The 11,635-nt window shown below is 43.1% G+C and carries 7 protein-coding genes and 2 rRNA genes (1 of these 9 only partly in view); 3 read left to right on the forward strand and 6 right to left on the reverse strand.

The annotated features are described in order from the left end of the window. Window positions 1-22 precede the first annotated feature (22 nt). The 4 genes from gspF to gspC are packed head-to-tail and all read right to left on the reverse strand — an operon-like array spanning window position 23 to window position 5,840. The gene (gspF, locus tag L0Z67_RS15445; RefSeq protein ID WP_062567039.1) at window positions 23-1,258 is read right to left on the reverse strand and encodes a type II secretion system inner membrane protein GspF; all 1,236 of its coding nucleotides are present in this window, start codon (window positions 1,256-1,258) and stop codon (window positions 23-25) included. Window positions 1,259-1,260: 2 nt separating this feature from the next. Further along, on the reverse strand, window positions 1,261-2,817 hold the full coding sequence (gene gspE, locus L0Z67_RS15450; protein ID WP_405128215.1) for a type II secretion system ATPase GspE: 1,557 nt from the start codon (window positions 2,815-2,817) through the stop codon (window positions 1,261-1,263). Continuing rightward, entirely contained in the window at window positions 2,810-4,873 is a 2,064-nt protein-coding gene (gene gspD / locus L0Z67_RS15455; protein ID WP_062567037.1) for a type II secretion system secretin GspD, read from the reverse strand. Before gspD ends, gspE begins: the two co-directional genes overlap by 8 nt. A gap of 22 nt (window positions 4,874-4,895) precedes the next feature. Beyond that, window positions 4,896-5,840 (reverse strand): type II secretion system protein GspC, encoded by a 945-nt coding sequence (gene gspC / locus L0Z67_RS15460; protein ID WP_405128216.1) that lies wholly within the window; start codon window positions 5,838-5,840, stop codon window positions 4,896-4,898. A 206-nt stretch (window positions 5,841-6,046) separates the two neighbouring features. Between gspC and hslR the strand changes: the two genes are divergently transcribed. The 3 genes from hslR to L0Z67_RS15475 all read left to right on the forward strand — a co-directional run bounded on the left by hslR (window position 6,047) and on the right by L0Z67_RS15475 (window position 9,128). Beyond that, window positions 6,047-6,469 (forward strand): ribosome-associated heat shock protein Hsp15, encoded by a 423-nt coding sequence (gene hslR, locus L0Z67_RS15465; RefSeq protein WP_371353126.1) that lies wholly within the window; start codon window positions 6,047-6,049, stop codon window positions 6,467-6,469. 10 nt (window positions 6,470-6,479) lie between these two features. Then, a complete protein-coding gene (gene hslO / locus L0Z67_RS15470) occupies window positions 6,480-7,325 on the forward strand; it encodes an Hsp33 family molecular chaperone HslO (RefSeq protein WP_062567034.1) in 846 nt (281 codons plus the stop codon). A gap of 264 nt (window positions 7,326-7,589) precedes the next feature. Next, on the forward strand, window positions 7,590-9,128 hold the full coding sequence (locus tag L0Z67_RS15475; RefSeq protein WP_405128217.1) for a phosphoenolpyruvate carboxykinase: 1,539 nt from the start codon (window positions 7,590-7,592) through the stop codon (window positions 9,126-9,128). Window positions 9,129-9,852: 724 nt separating this feature from the next. Here L0Z67_RS15475 and rrf read toward each other — a convergent pair. Next, a 5S ribosomal RNA gene (gene rrf / locus L0Z67_RS15480) occupies window positions 9,853-9,967 on the reverse strand. A 133-nt stretch (window positions 9,968-10,100) separates the two neighbouring features. After that, window positions 10,101-11,635: ribosomal RNA gene (locus tag L0Z67_RS15485) — 23S ribosomal RNA — on the reverse strand; it runs 1,350 nt beyond the window's last position.

Genomic DNA, 11,635 nt, shown 5'->3' on the forward strand with positions numbered 1-11,635 from the left:
CGTCGTTTTAACCTTCCTTAATTTAAAGACCAACAGCCTTGTTCATTGCCATAATAGGCTGGAGTATTGCCATAACGATAAACAATACAATAACAGCCATTGATGCGATCATCGCTGGCTCCAAAAGTTTTAAAGAGACATTAACCATACTCTCAAACTCTCGATCTTGGTTATTCGCAGCACGTTCAAGCATTTGTTCCAACTCACCGGACTTTTCACCACTGGCGATCATATGAAGCATCATAGGTGGGAAAAGCTTAGTTTGCTGTAAAGCAGCACGGAGACTTGCGCCCTCACTGACGCGAGTTGCTGCATCTTGCACAGACTTCTTCATTTTTTCGTTGACTAATACCCCACCTGAAATACGCATACCTTCAAGTAATGGTACAGAACTCGACGACAAAATACTTAAAGTTCGCGCGAAACGCGCAGTATTAACGCCACGTGCAACCTTGCCTATACCAGGCATATGTAGCACTTTATCATCAAACCAAAAACGAATTTTTGGTTTCTTTAAAGCATGCTTGATAGCCACAGACACAGCTGTAATTACGATTAAACTAATAAACCAATAATTTTGCACAAAGTTACTCGCCGCCATCACCCATTCAGTGGTCCAAGGTAATACTTGTTTAGACTTTTCGAATGTTTTTAATATTTTTGGAACTACAGTCCCTAATAATACAGATACAATGGCAATCGCAAATACCACCAAAATGGTTGGATACACCATTGCCTGTGTTATTTGACTACGCATGTGTTGGCGTTGTTCCGTGTAATCGGCTAAACGATTTAAAACCTGATCTAAGTGACCTGATTTCTCACCTGCTGCTACCATAGCACGGTATAGGTCATCAAACACATGTGGAAACTCGCTCATCCCATCGGCGAGCGTATACCCCTCTACAACCTTTGAACGAACCGACATCAACATACGCTTTAAACGGGGTTTTTCGCATTGTTCGGCAACCGCCATTACAGCCCCTTCAACAGGCAATGCAGATTGAATTAAGGTCGCTAGTTGGCGAGTGATTAAGGCTAAATCGGAAGTCGAAATTTTTGCTTTGAAAAAGCTGCCAAGTAAGGTTTTTTTTGCTCCTTTAACTTGCTTTTCACCTTCCGCTGCTGCAACAACCTCTAAAGGCATTAACCCTTGATCACGTAGTGTCTGGCGTATTTGCTTTACCGTATCGGCTTCAAGAATGCCTTTTTTCTCTTTTCCTTTGCTATCTAGGGCACGGTATTCAAATGCAGCCATGATTAACCTTCCTCACGTGTCACGCGTAGCACTTCTTCCAGCGTAGTCCGCCCTGCTAATACACGGCTACAACCATCTTGGCGAATACTTGGGCTGCGAGTTCGAATGTATTTTTCAACACTTTGTTCGCCTTTGCCACTGTGAATCATCTCACGAATTGTCTCGTCAACAACAAGCAGTTCATGAATACCTGTACGACCACGATAACCATTAAAGTTACACTCTTCACAACCCACAGCGCGATAAATTGTCGGTGGCTCAGTCGGGTTAACGCCTAATAATTGGCACTCTCGCTCGTCTGCAACATGTCCTTCTTTGCAGCTATTACATAATGTTCTTACTAGACGCTGTGACAGCACACCCAACAGTGATGATGATAGTAAGAAGGGCTCTACGCCCATATCTTCCATACGCGTAATGGCACCGGCAGCCGTATTCGTATGCAGGGTCGACATAACTAAGTGACCCGTTAGGGATGCTTGCACACCAATTTGAGCCGTTTCAAGGTCACGGATCTCACCAACCATTACAACATCAGGATCCTGACGAAGAATAGCCCGTAAGCCACGGGCAAATGTCATATCCACTTTCGTATTTACTTGAGTCTGACCAATACCAGGGATCTCATACTCAATCGGATCTTCTACGGTTAAAATATTGCGGTCACGCGAGTTAATCTGACTCATACCTGCATATAAAGTGGTACTTTTACCAGAGCCTGTCGGGCCAGTTACCAAGATGATACCGTGCGGTTTACTGATCAGATCTGCAAATAGCTCCCGGTTACGCTCTGTCATACCTAAATCTTCCAGATTTAGGCGGGCATTATTTTTATCTAGTAGACGCAGTACTACACGCTCACCAAAACTCGATGGCATGGTTGATACACGCACATCAACAGCACGACCTGCAATACGTAAACTAATACGACCATCCTGCGGGATACGCTTTTCAGCAATATCGAGCTTAGCCATAACCTTTATACGTGACACCAATAAAGAGGCAAGTTTACGATTTGGTTTTAATACTTCCTTTAAGACTCCATCAACCCTGAAGCGAATAACTAATTCTTGCTCAAAAGTTTCAATGTGAATATCGGACGCACCTTCTTTAATCGCTTCACTTAGCATGGCATTAATCAGTTTGATGATTGGCGCATCGTCATCACCAGCAAGGAGATCTTCTGTTTGCGGCAACTCATCAGCTAATGAGAATAAATCAACCTCATTGCCAATATCTTCCATCATTTGCTGTGTTTCAGAACTATCTCGCTGATAAGATGCTTCAAGCAGTAATTCAAACTTATCATCTGCCAGCTGTTCTAAAGTAAAGCTATGGCCTGCAATTCGTCGCACTTCAAGCAAAGCATTTACATCTAGTTCGCCACGATAATAAACCGTCCAGTTATCAGCATTTTTACTAAGTAATACGCCAACACGACGCGCATATGAAAATGGCAAACGTTTAGCTGGCAAACTGACAAGATCATCGCTTGTTAAAAGCTCAGCCGACTCGTTATGGACTAGCTCGTCATTAATCTCTGTAATTGCATCAGTCATCTTTGCGATCATCTGCGTTTTGTTGTTTTAAATATTCTTCGTACGTTGGTGGCAAGACTAAGGCATCATTCCACTCTGGCAAGATTGGCATTTCTGTCAATGGCATTAAGTCAATCCCATCTTCTTTTTGTTTATGTTGCTCACCACGAATGAAATTATATTTCACATGACTGAGTTTATTCATACTCATGCCATCACGTACGATTGTAGGGCGAATAAATACAATTAAATTACGCTTACGCTTGCTGGTACTGGTTGAACGGAATAAATGACCAAGTACTGGAATGTCTCCAAGTAATGGCACTTTTGACACACTTTCTTGAACGTTTTCATCAATCAAGCCGCCTAATACAACCATTCCACCATCATCGGCCATCACTGTGGTTTTAATTGCACGCTTGTCTAATGAAATATCAACCGCTGTTGCACCACTGACACTCGATACTTCCTGCTCTATCGTTAACTGTACAGCTGAGCCATCATTAATTTGTGGCGTTACTTTAAGCTTTACACCAACTTCTTGACGTTCCACGGTTTGGAAAGGATTTGAGTTATCTGAGCCTGTTTGAGACCCCGTGATTATTGGCACTTCTTGACCAACAATCATTGATGCTTCTTCGTTATCCATAGTGGTTACTGACGGAGTAGCGAGAATATTTGAATTGGTATCAGAAGACACAGCTTGGATAATCGCGCCCCAGTCATTTTTGACAATACCCATAGCTAAACCGTTAATACCACCAAGCAAGGTTGCAAGTGGGCCTAAGTCACCCTCTACAGTTCTTTCGATTGGCGTAACATTACTTGTTTCAGTGCCAATGACATTATCAGTAATTGTTTTGTCTCGCGCTTGTTCAGCGGCAACAGCCAATGAGCCCACTGGCACTGTAGTACCATTATTAAACTGCATCATCCCGCCTTGCTCTGAAATCCATTGCAGGCCAAAGTTAATACCATCAGCTTCAAAAACTTCGACAATAATAGCTTCAACCAATACTTGAGCACGACGTATATCTAGACGCTCAATCACCTGTTCCAATGAACGCATGGTGTCTGGTTGTGCAGTAATAACCAATGAATTTGAGTCTGGGTGAGCTTCGATACTGGTTTCGTTTTGATTACGTGTACGGGTTTTAGTTGCGCCGCCTTGAGCATCTTCTGCTAGTGTCTTGCTAACACCTTGTAAAACCTTAACGAGGTCATCTGCTTTCGCATAATTTAAATAGATAACCTTAGTATTACCTTGGTTCTCTAATTCACCATCTAAGCGACTAATAAGTTCAACTGCACGAGTTCGGGCTTGGCCTTCACCACTAACAATCACGCTATTGGTTCGACCGTCGGCCACCACTTTAGGAATTAAAAACTCAGGAACACTTCCCTTACCACTGTCTTTATAAATATTTTCAACAACAGAAACAACATCGTCCGCCGTTGCAAATTTAAGCTTTACTATATCAACACGTTTGTCACCGGCTTGGTCAACCGAGCGAATAATTTCAACTAAACGATTTACTGATGCAGCATGTCCAGTGAGCATCATCACGTTGGCTGCATTAAAGTTTGCTACATGACCACCATCTTTTTGATCGCTAAATTGACGTACTAATGGCCCTAACTCTTGAACGCTCACATTTTTAACACGTACAACGCGTGTCACCATCATGTCGCCGCTTGCTTGATTATCTTCTGTAATCAAAGGAACATTAGACTTTTTAGCGTCAGAGCTTTTCTCAATTTTGATGATACCGTTATCCATCTCTACCGCTGAATAACCATACACTTCAAGTACATTTAAGAAAAATTGATAATAGAGCTTCTCGTCCATTAACTCATAACTACGCACATTGACTTTACCGCGCACGTTAGGGTCAATAATGACTGTTTTATTTAGGTTTTTCCCAACAATATTAATGAATTCATTAATATCTGTTCCTTTAAAGTTTGCAGCATACTCTACAGCCGAGACTGAAAGCGATAATCCTGTTAACAAAAAAAGCGCTGCATATTTAGCTAACCCTTTTTTAATTTTTTTGAGGTGTAGCGCGTGAACCATTTTATAAAAACTCCAAAGCTAGTTATTGCAGGCTAAATTGCACATCAATTTGCTCACCATCCCGCTCGATAGTGATACTTGCGTCAGTACTATTACGTAATTCGTTTATAGCCGTCATCGCCTGTTTTAAATCATTTAATTGATAGCCATTTATTACAACAGCTAAATCATTATTCATTAATCCCATTTGCTTAAATAGCTCTGGATCTTTACCAGGGCTTAAGCGATAACCCACAAGCTCACCATCAACCATCGCTTGCGATACACGAATATAGTCGAATAGTTTGCCAGGATCGTTTAATATTTCTTCGCGCGTTTCAATAATCGCTTCTTTAACGTCTTCATCTGCCGTTGGATTTATTTCTCTTTCAGTATCAAAAGGCTGAGGGCCTTCTTGTAATTCAGGCTCTGTCTTTGCGGCCAACACAGGCATAGAGACTGTCTTTGTGAAATCAAGACCATCCAACATCAATGTTTCAAAACGACCACTCACATCTAAAATAACCCGATCAGGCAAGACTTGAGCTAATTTAGCTCGTGTGCCTTGAATAGCATCATCGACCACATACGTTTCTTGTCTTCCCTGAGACTCAATAATTGCTAAACCAGCTTGGTCATCTTGGCTTACAGCAACAATGCCGGTTAGATTAATACTTAACCGTGTTTCTGGCGCATTATTAATAACGTGTGTTTGCTTTGCGGTAGGTTTTTTTGAGTCAACAATTACTTTCCCGAATAAATGTTGATCAATAATTTGTTGAGAATTTACAGTATCTGTGCGAACCGCATTCAAACTTACTCGATTTGTGGGCAATACTTTTGAACTAGGCTCAGGCCATAACAACCAAAACAACTTAGATGACAAAAATGCTATATAAACAACAACTAACAGCACTACAAATGCACTCAATTTGGCATGTGGTAGGCCATTCAAAAATTGTCTAACTTGTTGTAAGTGTTGATCCATAAACTTTAATTCTTATTTTAATTTACTGCCTAATAGCTGGCTTATAGTACCTTTTCATTTTTCATTCAACAAGCGCACATATATTAAACTTTGTAAACAGAGTGATTCTAACGAGTAGGAGTTCAAAGCAAGGCTTTGACTGTTTCTTTATAATTAAGTTTCATGATAAATTTTGCCTATATATTGAGTAGCTTTAGAAGAGCGTAATTGTGTCAAAAGTTAACACTAAACAATCGCAAGACAAACAAGACGAGTTAAGCGTACGCCTAGATAAATGGTTATGGGCTGCACGCTTTTATAAAACCCGCTCAATAGCACGAGACATGGTACAAGGCGGTAAAGTGCATTATAATGGACAACGTACTAAACCAAGCAAAATAGTCGAAGTGGGTGCAGTAGTAAAACTACTACAAGGGGTCGACGAAAAGATAGTCACGATTGAAAAAATCCTTGATAAACGCCAAGGAGCCCCCATTGCACAAACCTTATACCAAGAAACTCAAGCAAGTATTGAGAAACGCGAAGCAAATGCTATCGCCCGTAAGAACAACAGCTTCTTTGCTCCACACCCTGATCGTAAACCAGATAAAAAGCAAAGACGTGAACTGTTAAAAATGAAATCAAGTTAGGTAATGCTCCATGCAACAAGATTTACTTCATCGTTATATATTTGATCAACTCGATGTACGTGGTGAACTCGTACAAATAGACCAAACCTATCAAGAGATGATCGCTAACCACAATTATCCTGCCCCTGTGCAAGCTCTACTTGGAGAGTTACTTGTAGCAACTTGTTTACTCACAGCAACACTTAAATTTGAAGGTGAAATTGCTGTTCAATTACAAGGGGATGGCCCAGTAAAATATGCTGTTATCAATGGTGATGACAAGCAAAATATGCGTGGTGTTGCGCGTTTACAGGGTGAAGTGCAAGGGAACACCATTAAAGATTTAATCGGAAATGGTTATATGGTCATTACGATTACCCCAACAAAGGGTGAGCGTTACCAAGGCATTGTGCCTTTAGAGCACGATAGCCTAGATAAATGCCTAGAAAGTTACTTTGAACAATCTGAGCAATTGAAAACACGCTTATGGTTTGCAACAGACGTTACAGCTGACTCTGCCAAAGCGGCGGGCCTTTTCTTGCAAGTACTACCGGTTAATAAAGAGAAATCTGTAGAAGACTTCACGCATTTAGAAGCACTCAGCAACACAATTAAGGATGAAGAATTACTTCACCTAGATGCAAATACAGTGCTTACTCGCCTATATCATGAAGATAACCCACAGTTGTTTGAACCACAAAAAATTACTTTTCGTTGTGGGTGCAGCCGTGAAAAAACAATTACAGCGTTAGTGAACCTCGGTCAAGATGCTTTACTTGAAGACGTAAAAGCAAATGGTGAAGTAAAAATTAGCTGCCATTATTGCTTGAAAGATTACATCTTTAACGAGCAGGATATTAAAGCTATTTTTAATTAAAGTTGCACTTAATAATAATATTATATTAAAAGCCGTATTTATTACGGCTTTTTTGATCAATTTCATGACACCGGTATCATAAAAAACCGCTCTTTCATGACACCGGTATCATTGAAATTATTCATGTTTTTTGCCAAATATATGTGTTTTTAAGCCCTTCACACTCTCGAATATCCCTAATCCTTCTGTTACTATTATTTCAGCTTAAGGGAAATAAGAACCCCAGAGCTATCCCGTTCAATCTCACACAATTTAGGTATAAACATGACTGCAAACGCTACTCGTTTTGTCGATCTAACTGCAGCTGAACTTGTCGAACACGCAATCCGTCGTGGCGAAGGGACTTTAGCCGCTAATGGTGCTTTTGTTGCAAATACTGGCCGTCGCACTGGCCGTTCACCAAAAGACCGTTTTATTGTTCAAGAACCAAGTACTGAAAACGAAATCCAATGGGGTAACGTAAACCGCCCTTTCGATGCTGACAAATTCGACGCCTTATGGGCTCGCGTAGAAGCGCATGTGCAAAGCAATGACCACTTCATCTCTCACCTAGAAGTTGGCGCAGATCCTGAGCACTATTTACCTGTTGTTGTAACAACAGAAACTGCATGGCATCACATCTTTGCCAAAAACATGTTTATCGAACCTGATACTTATAATGCATCTGATTTACCTCAGTGGCAGGTAATGAATGTCCCTTCTTTTGTTTGTGACCCAGAACGTGATGGCACAAATAGCGATGGCACAGTAATTATCAACTTTGCACAACGTAAAGTGCTACTGGCAGGTATGCGTTACGCCGGTGAAATGAAAAAATCAATGTTCTCTGTACAGAACTTCCTACTGCCTGCGAAAGGTGTATTACCAATGCACTGCTCTGCAAACGTAGGTGAAGCTGGCGACACTGCGCTATTCTTCGGTCTTTCTGGTACAGGTAAAACAACATTATCAGCTGATCCTACTCGTTTCCTAATCGGTGATGACGAGCACGGCTGGGCACCTGGTAGCGTATTTAATATCGAAGGTGGTTGTTACGCTAAATGCATCGACCTATCACAAAAGAATGAACCAGTTATTTGGAATGCAATTCGCTTCGGTACAATCTTAGAAAACGTTGTACTTGACGGTAACCGTGTACCAGACTTCCATGATACAAGCCTTACACAAAATAGCCGCGCAGCTTACCCTCTAGAGCACGTTGAAAAACGTAAAGTAGAAAACCGCGCAGGTGAGCCTAAGGCAGTTGTATTTTTAACATGTGACGTAAGTGGTGTATTACCACCAGTTTCAGTACTTACTGAAGAAGCGGCAGCTTACCACTTCCTAAGCGGTTACACTGCAAAAGTAGGCTCAACTGAAATCGGCTCAACAAGCGATATTGAATCAACTTTCTCAACCTGTTTCGGTGCGCCATTCTTCCCACGCCCTGCAGGCGTGTACGCAGAGCTTCTAATGAAGCGTGTACGTGAATTCGGCGCTAAAGTATACCTAGTTAACACTGGTTGGACTGGTGGCCCTTACGGCACAGGTAAGCGTTTCGATATTCCGACTACACGAGCTGTAGTTGATGCAATCGTATCAGGTAAACTAGCTGATGTTGAAACTCAACACATCGACGTACTTAACCTAGATGTACCAGTTGCAGTTCCTGGCGTAGATAGCCAACTTCTTAACCCAATCAACACATGGGAAGATAAAGAGAAGTACGCAGAATACGCAAACAAGCTAGCATCTGACTTCACAGAAAATTTCGCCAAATACGACGTTTCTGAAGCAATCAAATCTGCAGGACCTAAAGCTTAGTAACAAAACTTACTTCCTGAATAAAAACGCCAGCTATATGCTGGCGTTTTTGTTTTTACAGTAATAATGTGGGCATACAGCAGAGATTTTACTTTAGTATTAGCGCAACCATTTTACAGATAAACCCTGTATTCTAATCCCGAACAGCAGCGGATTCATCTCACACCCATAATACCATTCGTAAATAAAGAAGCGCTGATGCAGCATATGCGCAGATATCATACACGACTACAAACGTGTTGGGGCGGCCTTGTCGCGTAGCTGCGGGTTTATTCCGCGTCATGGGGTGTCTATTCCTAGATAGCGCGCGATGTAAAATCGCGACTACAAACGTGTTGGGGTAACTTGCCGCGTAGCAGCGGGTTTATTCCGCGTCATGGATTGTCTGTTCGCAGATAGAGCACGATGTAAAATCGCGACGACACACGTGTTGTGGTAACCTTGTCGCGTAGCTGCGGGTTTATCCCGCGTCATTGGCTGTCTGTTCGCTCATAGAGCGCGATGTAAAATCGCGACCACATACGAAAAAACCCGTTGCATTGCTGCAACGGGTTTCTCTAATTAGGAGCCATGGTGCGCTACGCAGTAGGATGTCCTACTTTCACATGGCGAATGCCACACTATGCCTACAAGGATAGAAGTAGTAGGGTCTTGGTTGGGTGTTTTATTTTTCTACAGGCAACAAAAAACCCGACTCTTTCGAATCGGGTTTCTCTAATTAGGAGCCTGGCAATGTCCTACTTTCACATGGCAAATGCCACACTATCATCGGCGCTGTTTCGTTTCACTACTGAGTTCGGCATGGGGTCAGGTGGGTCCAAAACGCTATTGTCACCAAGCATATTCTGTTGTAAGCGCGATATAAAATCGCGACTACTAAATCTGGAATGCTGATTGTAAGTAAATGTCTACTTTAGTATCTTAACTTCTGCTTTGCGTTGTTACGCTGCCACAAAACGCGTTTGGCGTTGTATGGTTAAGCCTCACGGGTAATTAGTACAGGTTAGCTTAATGGCTCACACCACTTCCACACCCTGCCTATCAACGTTGTAGTCTTCAACGGCCCTTCAGAGACTTTAAAAGTCTAGTGAGAACTCATCTCGAGGCCTGCTTCGCGCTTAGATGCTTTCAGCGCTTATCAGTTCCGAACGTAGCTACCGGGCAGTGCCATTGGCATGACAACCCGAACACCAGCGGTTCGTTCACTCCGGTCCTCTCGTACTAGGAGCAACCCCTCTCAATTCTCAAACGCCCACGGCAGATAGGGACCGAACTGTCTCACGACGTTCTAAACCCAGCTCGCGTACCACTTTAAATGGCGAACAGCCATACCCTTGGGACCGACTTCAGCCCCAGGATGTGATGAGCCGACATCGAGGTGCCAAACACCGCCGTCGATATGAACTCTTGGGCGGTATCAGCCTGTTATCCCCGGAGTACCTTTTATCCGTTGAGCGATGGCCCTTCCATTCAGAACCACCGGATCACTATGACCTACTTTCGTACCTGCTCGACGTGTCTGTCTCGCAGTTAAGCTGGCTTCTACCATTACACTAACCGTACGATGTCCGACCGTACTTAGCCAACCTTCGTGCTCCTCCGTTACTCTTTGGGAGGAGACCGCCCCAGTCAAACTACCCACCAGGCACTGTCCGTAATCCCGATCAGGGACCAACGTTAGAACATCAAAACTACAAGGGTGGTATTTCAAGGACGGCTCCACAAAGACTAGCGTCTCTGCTTCAAAGCCTCCCACCTATCCTACACATGTAGGTTCAATGTTCAGTGCCAAGCTGTAGTAAAGGTTCACGGGGTCTTTCCGTCTAGCCGCGGGTACACAGCATCTTCACTGCGATTTCAATTTCACTGAGTCTCGGGTGGAGACAGCGTGGCCATGGTTACACCATTCGTGCAGGTCGGAACTTACCCGACAAGGAATTTCGCTACCTTAGGACCGTTATAGTTACGGCCGCCGTTTACCGGGGCTTCGATCAAGAGCTTCGTCCGAAAACTAACCCCATCAATTAACCTTCCGGCACCGGGCAGGTGTCACACCGTATACGTCATCTTGCGATTTTGCACAGTGCTGTGTTTTTAATAAACAGTCCCAGCCACCTGGTCACTGCGGCTCCCGTCCGCTTAGAGAGCAAGTCTCATCACAGATAGGAGCGTACCTTCTCCCGAAGTTACGGTACGATTTTGCCTAGTTCCTTCACCCGAGTTCTCTCAAGCGCCTTAGTATTCTCTACCTGACCACCTGTGTCGGTTTGGGGTACGATTCGGTATAATCTGAAGCTTAGAGGCTTTTCCTGGAAGTATGGCATCAACAACTTCACACCCTTGGGTGCTCGTCTCGTGTCTCAGTCTTAAGAGTCCGGATTTTCCTAAACTCTCAACCTACTCACTTTCACATGGACAACCAACGCCATGCTTGTTTAGCCTGCTCCGTCCCCCCATCGCAATTATACCAAGTACGGGAATATTAACCCGTTTCCCATCGACTACGC

It is taken from the genome of Pseudoalteromonas sp. PB2-1, from assembly GCF_045040605.1.
GTDB classification, from domain to species: domain Bacteria; phylum Pseudomonadota; class Gammaproteobacteria; order Enterobacterales; family Alteromonadaceae; genus Pseudoalteromonas; species Pseudoalteromonas arabiensis.